Origin of the sequence: Pseudomonas sp. LLC-1 (assembly GCF_002992185.1) — a bacterium.
Taxonomy (GTDB): domain Bacteria; phylum Pseudomonadota; class Gammaproteobacteria; order Pseudomonadales; family Pseudomonadaceae; genus Aquipseudomonas; species Aquipseudomonas monteilii.
In genome coordinates this window covers 26,750-41,908 of sequence record NZ_LUVY01000002.1, presented here as the reverse complement: position 1 = coordinate 41,908, position 15,159 = coordinate 26,750, and the positions used below count along the sequence as shown (strand labels likewise).

Sequence of the window (15,159 nt, the reverse complement as noted above, 5' to 3'; positions counted from 1 at the left end):
CGCCGCAGCAGAACACGCCGGACACCTGCCCCCACAATAATTCAGGCAGGGTCCGTGATGCCGAGGTCCGCTGTATGCCTGATGAATTGCTCCACCTGCCCGTTATCCAGCGCATTCTGGCCCGTGACAAGGCTACCCCAGGCGCCTTGTTGCCGATCCTGCATGCCATCCAGCACGACATCGGCTATATCCCCGATGCAGCTGTTCCCGAAATCGCCCATGCCCTGAACCTCAGCCTGGCCGAGGTGCGCGGGGTGATCAGCTTCTATCACGACTTCCGCACCACGCCGCCTGCGCGCCACACCTTGCGCCTGTGCCGCGCCGAGTCGTGCCAGAGCCGTGGCGCCGAGGCCCTGGCCGCGCAATTGCGCGAACAGCTGGCACTGGACGACCACGGCATCAGCGCCGACGGCGCCATCAGCCTGCGCCCGGTGTACTGCCTGGGAGCCTGCGCCTGCTCGCCGGCGCTGGAGCTGGACGGCCAGGTGCATGCGCGGCTCACCCCTGAGCGCCTGCGCGCATTGGTCAACGGTTGCCAGGAGGACGCAGCATGCTGAAGCTCTATATCCCCTGCGACTCGGTGGCCCGTGCTGTCGGGGCCGACCAAGTGGCTGATGCCTTGCAACGCGAGGCCGAGCGTCGCCAGCTACCGCTGGATATCCAGCGCACCAGTTCACGCGGGCTTTACTGGCTGGAGCCGCTGGTCGAGTGCGACAGCGCACAAGGGCGCCTGGGTTTTGGCCCGGTCACCCCGCAGGACGTGCCTTCGCTGCTCGATGCCCTGGCCGGTGAGCCCGGTGGCCACTCGCTGGCGCTGGGGCCGGTCGAAGACATTCCTTACCTGAAAACCCAGCAGCGCCTGCTGTTCGCCCGCGCCGGTATCACCCGCCCGTTGTCGCTGGACGACTACCGCGCGCAGGGTGGTTTCGCCGGCCTGGAAGCTGCCGTGGCAATGGGCGGCGCCGATGTGGTCGCTGCCGTGCTCGATTCCGGCCTGCGTGGCCGTGGCGGCGCGGCGTTTCCCGCTGGCATCAAGTGGCGCACCGTACGCGACGCCGGGGCCGGGCAAAAGTATGTGGTGTGCAACGCCGACGAAGGCGACTCCGGTACCTTCGCCGACCGCATGCTGATGGAAGGCGACCCGTTCCTGTTGATCGAAGGCATGAGCATTGCCGGCCTCGCTGTGGGCGCCGACAAAGGCTACATCTACGTGCGTTCGGAATACCCCGATGCCATTCGCGTGCTTGACCAGGCCTTGGCCATCGCCCGCGATGCCGGCTATCTCGGCACTGACGTGGCCGGTAGCGGCCAGTCTTTCGACCTGGAAGTGCGGGTGGGCGCCGGCGCCTATATCTGCGGCGAAGAAACCGCGTTGCTCGAATCCATCGAAGGCAAGCGGGGCATCGTCCGCGCCAAGCCTCCACTGCCCGCGCTGCAAGGGTTGTTCGGCCTGCCGACGCTCGTACACAACGTGCTCACCTTGGCTTCGGTGCCCATCATTCTGGCCAAGGGGGCGGCGTTTTACCGCAACTTCGGCATGGGCCGCTCGCTGGGCACCATGCCGTTCCAGCTGGCCGGTAATATCCGCCAGGGCGGTTTGGTGGAACGCGCATTCGGCCTGACCCTTCGTGAACTGGTCGAAGGCTATGGCGGCGGCACCGCCAGTGGCCGACCGCTGAAAGCTGCGCAGGTCGGTGGCCCGCTCGGCGCCTGGGTACCGCCCAGCCACTTCGACACCCCGCTGGATTACGAAGCCTTCGCCGCCATGGGCGCGATGCTTGGCCATGGCGGTGTAGTGGTGGCCGACGACACATTGAACATGGCCAGCATGGCGCGCTTTGCCCTGCAGTTCTGCGCTGAAGAGTCCTGCGGCAAATGCACCCCGTGCCGCATCGGCTCCACCCGTGGCATGGAAGTGGTCGACCGCCTGATAGCAACGACTGACTTCACCGAACGCCACGACCAGGCCCTGTTGCTGCGCGACCTGTGCGACACGATGCAGTACGGCTCGCTGTGCGCCATGGGCGGCATGACCGCCTACCCGGTGGCCAGCGCCCTCAAGTACTTCCCCGCCGATTTCGGGCTGACCACCACGGAGGCCGCGCAGTGATCAATTTCTTCGACCCCGCTTCTGATAAAAGCAGCGACCTCGGCACCCCGGCCCGTGACAGCGACGTGCAGGTCAGCCTGAGCATCGATGGCCGTGCCATCAGCGTGCCTGCCGGCACTTCCGTCATGCGTGCTGCCGCCATGCTCGGCACCAGCATCCCCAAGCTCTGCGCCACCGACAGCCTCGAAGCCTTCGGCTCGTGCCGCATGTGCATGGTGGAAATCGAAGGCATGCGCGGCTACCCGGCGTCCTGCACCACGCCCGTCAGCGAAGGCATGGTGGTACGCACCGAAACCCCACGCCTGGCTGGCCTGCGCCGCAACGTGATGGAGCTGTACATCTCCGACCACCCGCTGGACTGCCTGACCTGTTCTGCCAACGGCAACTGCGAGCTGCAGACCGTGGCTGGCCAGGTGGGCTTGCGCGAGGTGCGCTACGGCTACGATGGCGCCAACCACCTGGCCGAGAAAAAGGACGTTTCCAACCCGTATTTCGACTACGAGCCCAGCAAGTGCATTGTGTGCAGCCGCTGCGTGCGCGCCTGCGAGGATATCCAGGGTACCTTCGCCCTGACCATTACCGGGCGCGGATTCGAGTCGCGGGTGGCGGCGGCGGGCGGAGACAACTTCCTGGCCTCCGAGTGCGTCTCCTGCGGCGCCTGCGTGCAGGCTTGCCCGACCGCAACCCTGACGGAAAAAAGCCTGGTGCAGCTTGGCCAGCCTGAGCGCTCGGTCATCACCACTTGCGCCTATTGCGGTGTCGGTTGTTCGTTCCGCGCCGAAATGAAAGGCGACCAACTGGTGCGCATGGTCCCGGACAAGAACGGCGGCGCCAACCACGGCCACGCGTGCGTCAAGGGCCGTTTTGCCTGGGGCTACGCCACCCACCCGGACCGCATCACCAAACCGATGATCCGCAAGCGGCTGGAGGACCCGTGGCAGGAAGTGAGCTGGGACGAGGCGGTGACGTATGCCGCCAGCGAGTTCCGCCGTATCCAGCTCAAGTACGGGCGTGACTCGATTGGCGGTATCACCTCCAGCCGCTGCACCAACGAAGAAGCCTATCTGGTGCAAAAGCTGGTGCGCACGGCGTTCGGCAACAACAACGTCGATACCTGCGCGCGGGTGTGCCATTCACCCACCGGCTATGGCCTGAAGCAGACCCTGGGTGAATCGGCCGGCACACAAAGCTTCGATTCGGTGATGCAGGCCGACGTGGTGCTGGTGATAGGTGCCAACCCCACCGATGCCCACCCGGTGTTCGGCTCGCAGCTCAAGCGCCGCCTGCGTCAGGGCGCGCGGCTGATCGTGATCGACCCACGGCGCATCGACCTGGTCGACTCGCCCCATGCCCGCGCCGAGCTGCACCTGCAACTGCGCCCGGGCACCAACGTGGCGATGCTCAACGCCCTGGCTCATGTGATCGTCACCGAGGGCCTGCTGGCCCAGCGCTTCATCGATGCGCGCTGCGAAACAGAAGACTTTGCCCGCTGGCGTGACTTCGTCAGCCTGGCAGACAACGCCCCTGAAGTGCTCGGCCCGGTCTGCGGCGTGCCCGCCGAACAGATCCGTGCCGCTGCCCGGTTGTATGCCACAGGCGGCAACGCGGCAATCTACTACGGCCTGGGCGTGACCGAGCACAGCCAGGGCAGCACCGCAGTGATGGGCATCGCCAACCTGGCCATGGCCACCGGCAACATTGGCCGTGAAGGGGTAGGGGTGAACCCGCTGCGCGGGCAGAACAACGTGCAGGGCTCGTGCGACATGGGCTCTTTCCCCCATGAACTGCCGGGCTACCGGCACATTTCCAACGAAGGCGTGCGTGCCGAATTCGAGCGCGCCTGGGGTGTGACCCTGCAGCCTGACCCAGGCCTGCGCATTCCCAACATGTTCGAAGCCGCGCTGGACGGCAGCTTCAAGGCGTTGTACTGCCAAGGTGAGGACATCGCCCAGAGCGACCCCAACACCCAGCATGTCACGGCGGCCTTGCACGCGATGGAATGTGTGGTGGTGCAGGATATTTTCCTCAACGAAACGGCCAAGTTTGCCCATGTGTTCCTACCGGGTAGCTCGTTCCTGGAAAAGGACGGCACCTTCACCAATGCCGAACGGCGCATTTCGCGGGTGCGCAAGGTGATGGAACCGTTGGCAGGCAAGGCGGACTGGGAGGCGACCGTGGCCTTGGCCAACGCCTTGGGCTACCCGATGAGCTACCGTCACCCGTCCGAGATCATGGACGAGATCGCCCGCCTGACGCCGACCTTCCGCCGCGTCAGCTATGCCGAAATCGACCGCCACGGCAGCTTGCAGTGGCCGTGCAACGACGCCGCACCCGATGGCACGCCGACCATGCACATCGACCAGTTCGTGCGCGGCAAGGGGCGTTTCATGCTCACCGGTTACGTGCCCACCGACGAGAAGGTCAACAACCGTTACCCGCTGTTGCTGACCACCGGGCGCATCCTTAGCCAGTACAACGTCGGCGCCCAGACCCGCCGTACCGGCAACGTGGCCTGGCATGACGCCGACCGCCTGGAAATTCACCCGACCGATGCCGAAAGCCGTGGCATCCAGGACGGTGACTGGGTGGGTATTGGCAGCCGCGCCGGGCAGACCGTACTGCGTGCCAAGGTCAGCGCGCGGGTCGCACCGGGCGTGGTGTACACCACCTTCCATTTCCCCGAGTCGGGGGCCAACGTGATTACCACCGACAACTCCGACTGGGCAACCAACTGTCCGGAATACAAGGTAACGGCGGTGGAAGTGGTGAAAGTGTTCCAGCCGTCGCAGTGGCAGAAGCGTTATCAGGACTTCAGTGACGAACAGCGGCGTTTGCTGAAGGAGCGCCGCACAGAGGAGAAAGCCGAGGTGCGCCGATGAGCAGCGACAACCTGGTCAAGATGGCCAACCAGATTGCCCATTACTTCGACAGCGAGCCGGACCGGGCCTTGGCGGTACAAGGGGTGCGGCAGCATTTGCAGAGTTTCTGGACACCGGCGATGCGCCGGCAGCTGGCGGAGTGGATCGAGGCCAATGCAGGGGAGGGGCTGGACCCCAAGGTGCGGGAGGCGTTGACCTAGCTTCTGGTGCTGATTGGGGCTGCTGCGCAGCCCATCGCCGGCAAGCCAGCTCCCACAGGTATTGCACATGACTTGAGGCCAATCGGGTCGATGTGGGAGCTGGCTTGCCGGCGATAGGGCCGTGACAGGTTAAATTCAGCCTCGGGCTAACTCGGCTTGGTGGGCGATGGCCTCTTCACTCTTTAGCACCAGCACATCGCCTTCCAGAGCATCCAGCACCACCTCCGAAGTATTCCCAATCAACGCCCCGGTAATCCCGGTGCGGCACACCGTACCGATCACCGTCACCACCGCCCCCAGCTTCTGCTCGGTATGCGGGATCAGCACGTCCGCCGGCCCTTCGGCCACATGCAAACGCTCTTCGCTAATGTCGTACTCTGCCTGGAACGCCTTGCACGCCTCGCGGTAGCGCTTTTCGATGGTCTCGCTCAACTGGTAAGCCGGGTCCGACGCCGACAGCATCGGTGACGGATGGGCACTGATGACATGCAGTTCACCCTTGGCCAGTTTGGCAATCTCGAAGCCATGGTCAATGATGCTGGCATGCAGGCGGCGGTGATCCTCGTCCTGATTGCCCACGTCCACCGCCGCCAGGATCACGCCACCCGTCCAGGGCCGCTCACTCTTCACCATCAGTACGGCACACGGGCACTGGCGCAGCAGCTTCCAGTCGCTGGGGGTGAGCAGGGCTTTTTTCAGCGGGTTGTCCGGGCGGTGCTCTTTGATCACCAGCTCGCAGCCCTCGGCCTGTTGCACGTAGATGATGGTGTCGTGCAGGTTGCCGCGCCAGGCCTCTTCATGGGTGACATTGTCGTAGCCGTCATCGTGCAGCTGACTACTTAACAGGCTCAGCAGCGCATGGTGGTCATGCCGTTTGTCGCACATCAGCAGGTGCAGGCGTGCGCCGGTCACGCCGGCAATCAGCTTGGCCCGGGTCAGCGCCCGGCTGTGGGCGTGCTCGGGGTCGAGGACGACAAGGATGCTGCGGACGGCTTGCATGGGCGTTAGCTCCCTTCAACGGTGGCGACCAATGCCTGACTATAGACGGCGCGCCCCCCGCTGGCGCTTGATGTACATCAAGAAGCATAGTCACTGACGCCGCCCGCCGCCGCCGCTATAATCGCCGGCCCTGCCTGTTCTGTGTGGTTGTACGCTTATGTCCCTGATCCCCGAAATCGACGCCTTTCTTGGCTGCCCGACGCCAGATGCCTGGATCGAAGCGGCGCTGGCCGACCAGGAAACCCTGCTGATCGACCACAAGAACTGCGAATTCAAGGCCGCCAGCACGGCCTTGAGCCTGATGGCCAAGTACAACACCCACCTCGACCTGATCAACATGATGTCGCGCCTGGCCCGTGAAGAGCTGGTGCACCATGAACAGGTGTTGCGGCTGATGAAGCGCCGTGGCGTGCCACTGCGCCCGGTATCGGCGGGGCGCTATGCGTCGGGGCTGCGCCGCCTGGTGCGCGCCCACGAGCCGGTCAAGCTGGTGGATACGCTGGTGGTGGGGGCATTTATCGAAGCACGCAGCTGCGAGCGCTTTGCCGCGCTGGTGCCGCACCTGGATGAGGAGCTGGGCCGCTTCTATCACGGCCTGCTGAAAAGCGAAGCACGCCATTACCAAGGCTACCTGAAACTGGCGCACAACTACGGTGATGAGGCAGACATCGCCCGCCGCGTGGAGCTGGTGCGTGCCGCTGAGGTCGAGCTGATCCAGTCACCGGACCAGGAACTGCGCTTCCACAGCGGCATTCCGCAAGCGCTGGCCGCCTGATTCGCACCAGGCGGCCCAGCCGTCAGTTGCGCCGGCCCAGCAGCAGGCCCACCACCAGGCCAAGGCCTGCGGAAATGGCCACGGTCTGCCACGGATGGCCACCAATGTAGTCCTGGGTGGCGTCCACCACCGGTTGCGCCTTGCTGCGCATATTGCTGGCCGCCTGGCGGGCCTGGCGCAGCTTCAGGTTGACCTGCGCGCGTAACGTTTCTGCTTCGTCGCCCACCAGGGCAGCGCTGTCGTTCAGCAGCTTTTCCGATTCTTCGATCAGCGATTGCAGTTCGCTGAATACCTGGTCCTTGATCTGATCGCTGTCTGCCAGTGCGGCGTTTTTCCGGGCCATGAACTCGTCCTCGTCGATGGGGTGGTTTGAACAATGGATGCCGCCGCGTCGGGAAAGTTGCGCCGGCTTACCGATGTTGCGTTGCCTGGGTGTAAGATAGCGGCCATTTTCAAACCTGCAGGTACCTTCATGAGTTTCAATCTGGCCAACATGAGCTTCGAGGAACGGGCGCAGATCGAGGCAGAGAAGGCGCGGTTGTTCGAGCTGTGGCAGAACAACCTGGGCAAGGCCAAGGGCGAAGCGGCCCGGCTGATTGCCGAAAAACCACGTCGCAAGGGCAAGTGGGCCGAATGGGTACGCGCCGAGCTGGACGGCATGACGCCCCCCGAATACGCCAGCATGGTGCGCAGCGAAGTCAACAAGCTGATGGCCGCCGCCAGCGCCAGCCGCTGAACACAATCCCCAGGTGCTTACCAGTAGGCGCCCTTGGGCAGGTCCAGCTTGCCCTCGTCGGTAAAGCGCACAGTCCCCAGCAGCCCACCGGCCAGCTTGCCGCGCAGCTTGTAGGGCAGGCCCTGCAGCGAGTCCACCTTGCCCAGCCCATAGGCCTGGCGCAGGAAGGAAAATGCCGTGATGCTTACCGGCACCACGATCACCGCCTCGTCATAACGGCCAATGTGCCCCTGCTGGTCGCTGACCCCGGCGGCCAGCGGCTGGCCGTTCACTTCCAGGTTGAGGGCAATGCCGTTGTAGTCGATGGGCGATTCGTTGGGGTTTTGCACCCGCATTTTCACGGCCATGCGCAGTTCCAGTTCCTGGCCGGGCAGCGGTTCGATGCCGATCACGCTGATGTTGACCGGGTCACGTGGCTGGAACAGTGCGCAGGCGGTGAGGCCATAAGCCGTCACTAGCACGAGGAGTAGCTGCGTAAGGCGGTACAAGCGGGCAGTCATGAGGGCGACCTTGCCAGAGTGAACGAATGGTCAGTGTGGCAAATGCGTGTCGGCGTTGAAAGTATCCCTTCAGATGAAAGATACTGTTTCTCATTAACGCCCGATAATTCATCCTACTGGCTGTTCCCAAACCCATGCTGACGTCACCCGTGTCGGGGCTGCTGGCGAGTTTCCAGGAGCACTACGACGACCTGCTGCAGTTTCTGACCCGGCGCATGAGCGACCGCCAGCGCGCCGCCGACGTGGCCCAGGAAACCTACCTGAAGCTGGTCAAGATCGATGAGCAAGCGCTGCCGGTGCTGCATGCGCGCAGCTTCATCTTCCGCGTGGCCGGCAACCTGGCAATCGATGCCTTGCGCCGCGAACAGCGCCTGGCGGCCAGCCATGACGACTGTGACGGGGCAGCGGAACTGGCCTGCCCGGCGCCAGCACCCGAGGCGATGTTGCTGGCCCGGGAGCGCTTGCAAATTCTTGACGATGCGCTGCTTAAACTGCCCGACAATGCCCGCCAGGCGTTGTTGCTGAACCGCGTCGAAGGCCTGACCCAGGCGCAGATTGCGCAGCGGCTGGGGGTTTCCGAGAGCATGGTGGCCAAGTACATCGGCCAGGCCCTGCGCCATTGCCGCGACTGGCTCAAACAGGCGGGTGTGGCGGCCTCCGTGGTGTTGCTGGTTGCCGCTATGGCTGCTTGGCAACAGGCGCCGATGCTGCTGGCGGATTACCACACCGCAGTGGGCGAGCGGCAGGTGATCACCCTGGCAGATGGCACACGGGTGACATTGAACAGCGCCAGTGCGCTGAGCGTGGTGTTCAACGAGCACGAACGCCGGGTGGTGCTGGATGCCGGTGAGGCCCTGTTCGAGACCGCTGATGAGGCGCGGCCGTTTGTGGTCGAGACGGCGGGTGAGCGTGTGCAGGGTGGTGCAGCCACGTTCAGCGTGCGCCGCGATGGCCGTGTGGTGCTGGCGCGTGGTGAGGCCAAGGTTGGCGAACGTCCATTGGTGGTAGCGGCCGATGCCGGAACGCAGATGGCCTGGCAGCGGGGCAAGCTGATCTTCAACGGCAAGCCGCTGGGGCAGGTGTTGGCGGAACTTGAACGATACCGGCATGGGCGGATTGTGCTGTCCGATAGCAAGCTGGCGGCAATGGAGGTGAGCGGGGTGTTTGACCTTGACGAGCCTGAGGCGCTGTTGCGCACGCTGGAGCAGCGTTATGGCCTGAAGGTGACCTACCTGCCGTGGTTGGCCGTGGTTCATTGACCAGCCTGTACCGGCCTCTTCGCGGGCTTGCCCGCGAAGAGGCCGGTACAGGAAAAATAATTTCCATTTGCCACTGCAAGTTCCTGCAAGCCAGATCGTCGTAGTGGGACTGATCAGCAACCCATTCTCATTTACGACTTGTCAGGAAGCTCATTCGTGCCTCTGATGCTCAAGCCCCTGCACCGCCGTCGCGGTTCACTTCACCATGCCCTGATGTCCTGCAGCGCCCTGGCCATGCTGGCCGGCCCGTTGTCGGCATGGGCGTCCACCGCTGCCGACCAGGCCCAGGTCCAGGCCCGCCAGGTTCAGCTCGACCTGCCAGCCCAGCCGCTGGACCAGGCCCTGACTGCCTTCGCCGACCAGGCCGGCCTGCACCTGCTGTACACCACGGGCGATGTTGCAGGCCTGGCCAGCCCTGCGTTGCACGGCAGCTACAACGTCGAGCAGGCCCTGCAGCAGTTACTGGCCGGCAGCGGCATGGGCTGGCAGTTCAGCGATGCCCGCACGGTCACCCTGCGCAAGGCCGAGGCTGCGCCGCAGGCGGTCAACCTCAAGCCGATCGAAGTCAGCGTGGCCTCGCGTACCAGCACTGCAATCAGCGAAATCCCCGGCACGGTCTGGGTGGTCGACCAGCAGCAATTGCGCGAACAGATCGACAGCGGCGTCAGCCTGAAGGAAGCCATCGGCAAGCTGGTACCCGGCCTCGACCTGGCGCCGGAAGGGCGCACCAACTACGGCCAGAACATGCGCGGGCGCAACGTGCTGGTGATGATCGACGGGGTCAGCCAGAACAGCTCGCGTGGCCTGTCGCGCCAGTTCGACAGCATCTCGCCGTTCAACGTCGAGCGTGTCGAAGTGTTGTCTGGCGCCAGCGCCATCTACGGCGGCGGAGCCACCGGCGGCATCATCAACATCGTCACCAAGAAGGGCGAGCCCGGCCCGGCGCGCTTCGAAACACAGCTGGGTGCCAGCAGCGGTTTCAACAACAGCGATGACCTGGCCACCCGCTTCGCCCAGTCGATCAGCGGCGGCAACGAACGGGTCAATGCCCGCCTGGGTATCTCCGGTGAGCAGAACGAAGCCTTCTACGACGGTGCCGGCGACCAGATTTTCATCGACAACACCCAGACCGACCTGCAGTACAACCGCACCCTCGATGTGCTCGGTACCTTGGGCCTGCAATTGAACGACCAGCAGAGCCTCGACCTACTGGCCCAGTACTACGACTCGGGCAACCACGGCAGCACGGGTATCTACTTCCCCAACCTCAACTACAACGCACCGTCCGACCTGGAAGATGCCGAACTGCGCAGCGGCTACTCGTCCGACCTGGAGCCGCGTACCCGGCGCCTGCTGCTCAACGCCAACTACCACCACACCGATGTGCTGGGCCAGGACTTCTACCTGCAGGCCTCGTACCGCAAGGAAGACGACAACTTCTATCCGTTCCCGTACTACAACCGCGCCACGCCCACCGGCTCGCGCGGGGTGTACTTCGCCGCCTCGCAGCAGAACTTCGAGGTCACCAGCCTCAAGGGCCTGTTCGCCAAGCAGTGGGACACGCTGAAGCTGACCTACGGCGTCGACCTGGACCGTGAGCGTTTCAACGCCGAGCAGACCACGTTCAATGCCCTGACTTCGTCCGAGTCGGGCGGTCTGGAGATGGAGAAGGACAGCAAGGCCCCGCGCTATCCCAGCTACCGCGTCGATGGTGTATCGGTGTACGCCCAGCTGGACTGGCATGCCACCGACAACCTGACCTTTTCCGGCGGCGCCCGCCGCCAGCAAATGGACGTGGACGTCAGCGACTTCAAGGGCGTGCCGGGTGGCAGCAACGACTACCAGGTCAACCTGTTCAACGTCGGTGCCATTTACGACTTCAAGAACGGCCATCAGGTGTGGACCAACTACGGCGAAGGCTTCGACCTGCCGGACCCGGCCAAGTACTACGGCAAGCCAGGCCTGAGTGTGGCCGACAACCCGCTGGCCGGCATCAAGAGCCGCCAGGTGGAACTGGGCTGGCGCTTTGCCGATTTGGACTGGGATGCCCAGGCGGCGCTGTACTACATCTGGTCGGACAAGATCATCAACGTCGATTCGCAAACGCTGACCATCAACGTGGAAGAGCAGAAGAGCCGCGACTTCGGCTTTGAAAGTGCGCTGACCCGGCATTTCCAGACCGGCTGGGAGGCAGGCGGTACCTTGCACCTGACCCGCTCCGAGGAAGAGGCTGCCGACGGTGGCTGGATCAAGCGTGATGCCCGTTATGCCTCGTTGTCCAAGGCCACTGCATTTGTCGGCTGGAAGGGCGATGGCCGCAGTGCGCGGTTGCAGGCCAACCATGCCTTCAGCCTGAAGGACGATGCCGACCACGAGATCGACGGCTACACCACCTTCGACCTGCTGGGCAGCCAGGACACCGGCTTCGGCACCTTCAGCGCCGGCATCCAGAACCTGCTGGACAAGCAGTACAGCACGGTCTGGGGGCAGCGTGCGACGTTGTTCTATTCGCCGACTTATGGGCCGGCGTACCTGTATGACTATCAAGGGCGTGGGCGTACTTACACCTTGACCTGGAGCATGGCTTACTGATTGATGTTGTCTGTTCTGGCCCGCTGCCACAGAGGCCAGTTCAGGCAAACGCTGCCAGCAAATCCTGCGCAAACGCCTGCTGGGCCTCGCCCACCGCTTGTGCCCGGTGCCGAGCCAGGGTAAACGGCACCACAAAATCCAGCCCCGGGTCCAGCGCCCACAACAACCCTTCGGCTTCCCACCCCAGCGCACAATGGCACGGCAGATAGCCAATGTGCCGCCCCGACAAAATGAACGTCAGTACGCTCTCGATCTGCTCCGCCACGGCCATGCTGCGCCGGCTCTGAAACGGCTCGCCGCCTTTGAGAAACCGGTACGGGTGGCAGACCTGATCCATGTCCAGCAGCCGCTCATGTTCAACGTCCTTTACACCAAACAGCACATGCTTCTTTCCGCAATAAAGCCGCTGTCGCTCCTCGAACAGTGGCTGGTAATCAAAGGCCGCCTGGTTGCCGGAGAAGTAGCTGATGGCATAGTCCAGCCGCTGCTCCAGCAACAGCCGTTCCAGCTCCGCTGGCGGCGCACTGATCAGTTCCAGTTGCACTGCTTCCTCACGCGTGCGGAATGCCGAAATGGCTGCGGCCAGTTTAAGGCTCACCGCCTTGTCCTGGTTCTCCGCCATGCCGATGCGCACGGTCCCCAGCAACCGCCCGGCAACCCCATTGGCCTGCTGGCGAAACTGCTCGATGTTCAGCAGCAGCCCGCGCGTCGCCTCCAATAGCAACGTGCCTTTCTCCGTGAGGTGAAAGCCACCCTTGCCCCGGCTGCACAGGCGATAACCCAGACGTGCTTCCAGCTGTGCCATGCGCTGGCTGATGGTGGGCTGGCTCAGGCCCAGCACGCCTTGTGCGGCGCTGAAGCCGCCGGCCTCGACTACAGTGACGAACAGCCGCAGCAGGTGCAGGTCGGGGTCGTGCACTTGTCCGAGCATTACATTGCTCCTTTTGAATGTCAGCTTTGCAAACTTTTCATTCCTGCAATGTAACCCGGCTGGCATGCTCGCGGCATCCACCCATTTGCCGAGGTGTCCGCCATGCGTCGATCGTTGTGCCTGTTGTCCCTGGTTCTGGCCTTGCCGCTGCAAGCCGAAGAAAAGGTCGTCAACCTCTACAGCTGGGCCGACTACGTTGCCCCGCAAACCCTCAAGCGCTTCGAGCAGGAAACCGGCTACAAGGTGCGCTACGACACCTTCGACACCACCGAAGTACTGGAAACCAAGCTGCTGACCGGTGGCAGTGGCTACGACGTGGTGGTGCCATCGTCGACCGTACTGGCCCGGGCGCTGAAGGCCAACGCCCTGCAACCGCTCGCCCCCCAGGCCATGCCCGGCTACAGCAACCTCGACAAGGACCTGCTGGCCAAGCTTGCCGAGGCCGACCCCGGGAACCGCCACGCTGTGCCGTACACCTGGGGCACCTTGGGCCTGGGTGTGAACGTGGAAGCGGTGCGCCAGCGCCTGGGTGATGTGCCGCTGGACAGCCTCGACCTGCTGTTCAAGCCCGAATACGCCAGCCGCCTGAAGGATTGCGGCATTGCCATGCCCGATTCACCGCAGGAGGTGATTGGCGTGGCCCTCAACTACCTGGGCAAGGACCCGTACAGCCAGAACAAGGATGATCTGGCGGCTGCGCAGCGCCTGCTGAGCCAACTGCAACCCTCGATCAGCTACGTCGCCAATGGCCGGCAGATCAGCGACCTGGCCAATGGCAGTGTGTGCCTGGCGCTGACCTACAACGGCGATGCGGCGATGGCCGCCGACCAGGCGCGCCGTGCCGGCAAGCCGTTCGAGCTGATTTACCGTATCCCCCGCGAAGGCACGCTGGTGTGGCAGGACAACCTGGTCATCCCCAAGGACGCCCCGCACCCCGAGGCAGCGCGTGCGTTCATCGCCTTCATGCTCAAGCCAGAGTCGGTGGCTGCGCTGACCAACACGCTGTTCTTTGCCAACGCCAACCAGGCGGCCACGCCGCTGGTGGACGAAGCGGTGCGCAACGACCCCGACATCTACCCGCCGGCCGAAGTGCGCCAGCGCCTGTTCGCCGACCGCAGCATGGCGCTGTCCGACCTGCGCCAGCGCAACCGCCTGTGGACGGCCTTCCGCACCCGGCAATAACCCATAACAACCCAGGAGCCCGACCGTGGACCAAGCCGTAAGCAATGACCAGGCGATGACCCGCGACAGCCTGTACGGCACTGCCGCAGAAAGTACCTACGCCGGCATTACCAGTTTCTCCCGCCGACGCTACAGCCGCGACCTGCGTGGTGTGGATGTGGTCGTCAGCGGCGTGCCGTTCGATACCGCCACCAGCAACCGCCCTGGCGCACGCTTTGGACCGCGCGCGATCCGCGCCGCCTCGGTGCAGCAGGCCTGGGCCCGGCACTGGCCGTGGGCGTTCGACCCGTTCGACCACCTGGCAGTGATCGACTACGGCGACTGCGCCTTCGACAGTGGCACGCCGCAGTCGGTGCCGGACAGCATCGAGGCCCATGCCGAGCACATCTTGCAGGCGGGTTGCGCCATGCTCACCTTGGGCGGCGACCACTTCATCAGCTACCCGCTGCTCAAGGCTCACGCTCGCCGCCATGGCCCGCTGGCGCTGATTCACTTCGATGCCCACAGCGATACCTGGCCGGACGAGGAGGGCAAGCGAATCGACCATGGCACCATGTTCTGGCATGCCGCCCGTGAAGGCCTGGTAGACCCGGGCAGCTCGGTGCAGATCGGCCTGCGCACCACCAACGACGACAGCCAGGGCTTTGCCATCCTGGATGCCCGGCAGGTACACCGTCAGGGCACCGAGGCGATCATTGCGGCGATTCGTCAGCGGGTGGGCGACCGGCCGGTGTACCTGACGTTCGATATCGACTGCCTCGACCCGGCTTATGCGCCTGGCACGGGTACGCCAGTGTGTGGCGGGCTGAGCACGGTGCAGGCGCTGGAGATTCTGGGCGGGCTGCGCGGCATCAACCTGGTGGGCATGGACCTGGTGGAAGTGGCGCCGGCCTATGACCATGCCGACATCACCGCATTGGCCGGGGCGACGTTGGCGATGGAGATGCTGTGCTTGTATGCGGCGCGGCACAAGGTAGACAAAGGCCAGTAATCGGG

14 protein-coding genes are annotated in these 15,159 nt (G+C 64.2%); 10 read left to right on the top strand and 4 right to left on the bottom strand.

Features of this window, described 5'->3' with window-relative positions:
• The first annotated feature begins 74 nt into the window (after positions 1-74).
• The 4 genes from A0O30_RS00265 to A0O30_RS00250 are packed head-to-tail and all read left to right on the top strand — an operon-like array spanning position 75 to position 5,189.
• Positions 75-557, top strand: a complete 483-nt coding sequence (locus tag A0O30_RS00265) for a formate dehydrogenase subunit gamma (protein ID WP_105945173.1) — start codon at positions 75-77, stop codon at positions 555-557.
• Positions 551-2,110, top strand: a complete 1,560-nt coding sequence (locus tag A0O30_RS00260) for an NADH-quinone oxidoreductase subunit NuoF (RefSeq protein WP_105945172.1) — start codon at positions 551-553, stop codon at positions 2,108-2,110. The genes A0O30_RS00265 and A0O30_RS00260 overlap by 7 nt, the downstream gene beginning before the upstream one ends.
• The gene (gene fdhF / locus A0O30_RS00255; protein WP_105945171.1) at positions 2,107-4,989 is read left to right on the top strand and encodes a formate dehydrogenase subunit alpha; all 2,883 of its coding nucleotides are present in this window, start codon (positions 2,107-2,109) and stop codon (positions 4,987-4,989) included. Before A0O30_RS00260 ends, fdhF begins: the two co-directional genes overlap by 4 nt.
• Entirely contained in the window at positions 4,986-5,189 is a 204-nt protein-coding gene (locus A0O30_RS00250; RefSeq protein ID WP_105945170.1) for a formate dehydrogenase subunit delta, read from the top strand. Before fdhF ends, A0O30_RS00250 begins: the two co-directional genes overlap by 4 nt.
• Positions 5,190-5,324: 135 nt before the next feature.
• On the opposite strand, the gene A0O30_RS00245 is transcribed toward A0O30_RS00250, so the two are convergent.
• Positions 5,325-6,188, bottom strand: a complete 864-nt coding sequence (locus A0O30_RS00245) for a universal stress protein (protein ID WP_019098742.1) — start codon at positions 6,186-6,188, stop codon at positions 5,325-5,327.
• Between the two features lie 157 nt (positions 6,189-6,345).
• Between A0O30_RS00245 and A0O30_RS00240 the strand changes: the two genes are divergently transcribed.
• Positions 6,346-6,963: a tRNA-(ms[2]io[6]A)-hydroxylase gene (locus tag A0O30_RS00240; RefSeq protein ID WP_016714954.1), complete on the top strand. Its 618-nt coding sequence runs from the start codon at positions 6,346-6,348 to the stop codon at positions 6,961-6,963.
• Between the two features lie 22 nt (positions 6,964-6,985).
• Here the strand turns inward: A0O30_RS00240 and A0O30_RS00235 are convergent, their stop codons facing one another.
• Positions 6,986-7,306 carry a YqjD family protein gene (locus A0O30_RS00235; protein WP_060500479.1) on the bottom strand — a complete coding sequence of 107 codons (321 nt, stop codon included), beginning with the start codon at positions 7,304-7,306 and terminating at the stop codon, positions 6,986-6,988.
• Positions 7,307-7,435: 129 nt separating this feature from the next.
• Here A0O30_RS00235 and A0O30_RS00230 point away from each other — a divergent pair, with 129 nt between their 5' ends.
• Entirely contained in the window at positions 7,436-7,699 is a 264-nt protein-coding gene (locus tag A0O30_RS00230; RefSeq protein WP_060500481.1) for a hypothetical protein, read from the top strand.
• Positions 7,700-7,716: 17 nt separating this feature from the next.
• Here A0O30_RS00230 and A0O30_RS00225 read toward each other — a convergent pair whose 3' ends face one another.
• On the bottom strand, positions 7,717-8,199 hold the full coding sequence (locus A0O30_RS00225) for an LEA type 2 family protein (protein ID WP_105945169.1): 483 nt from the start codon (positions 8,197-8,199) through the stop codon (positions 7,717-7,719).
• A gap of 134 nt (positions 8,200-8,333) precedes the next feature.
• On the opposite strand from A0O30_RS00225, the gene A0O30_RS00220 reads away from it, so the two are divergent.
• Positions 8,334-9,458 carry a sigma-70 family RNA polymerase sigma factor gene (locus A0O30_RS00220; RefSeq protein WP_105945168.1) on the top strand — a complete coding sequence of 375 codons (1,125 nt, stop codon included), beginning with the start codon at positions 8,334-8,336 and terminating at the stop codon, positions 9,456-9,458.
• A gap of 165 nt (positions 9,459-9,623) precedes the next feature.
• Positions 9,624-12,050 carry a TonB-dependent receptor gene (locus A0O30_RS00215; protein ID WP_105945167.1) on the top strand — a complete coding sequence of 809 codons (2,427 nt, stop codon included), beginning with the start codon at positions 9,624-9,626 and terminating at the stop codon, positions 12,048-12,050.
• A 40-nt stretch (positions 12,051-12,090) separates the two neighbouring features.
• Here the strand turns inward: A0O30_RS00215 and A0O30_RS00210 are convergent, their stop codons facing one another.
• Complete coding sequence (locus tag A0O30_RS00210) at positions 12,091-12,981, bottom strand: LysR family transcriptional regulator (protein ID WP_105945166.1); 891 nt, start codon at positions 12,979-12,981, stop codon at positions 12,091-12,093.
• Between the two features lie 102 nt (positions 12,982-13,083).
• Between A0O30_RS00210 and A0O30_RS00205 the strand changes: the two genes are divergently transcribed.
• Entirely contained in the window at positions 13,084-14,163 is a 1,080-nt protein-coding gene (locus tag A0O30_RS00205) for an extracellular solute-binding protein (protein WP_105945165.1), read from the top strand.
• A 25-nt stretch (positions 14,164-14,188) separates the two neighbouring features.
• Positions 14,189-15,154: an agmatinase gene (speB, locus tag A0O30_RS00200; RefSeq protein WP_105945164.1), complete on the top strand. Its 966-nt coding sequence runs from the start codon at positions 14,189-14,191 to the stop codon at positions 15,152-15,154.
• The last annotated feature ends 5 nt before the right edge of the window (positions 15,155-15,159 follow it).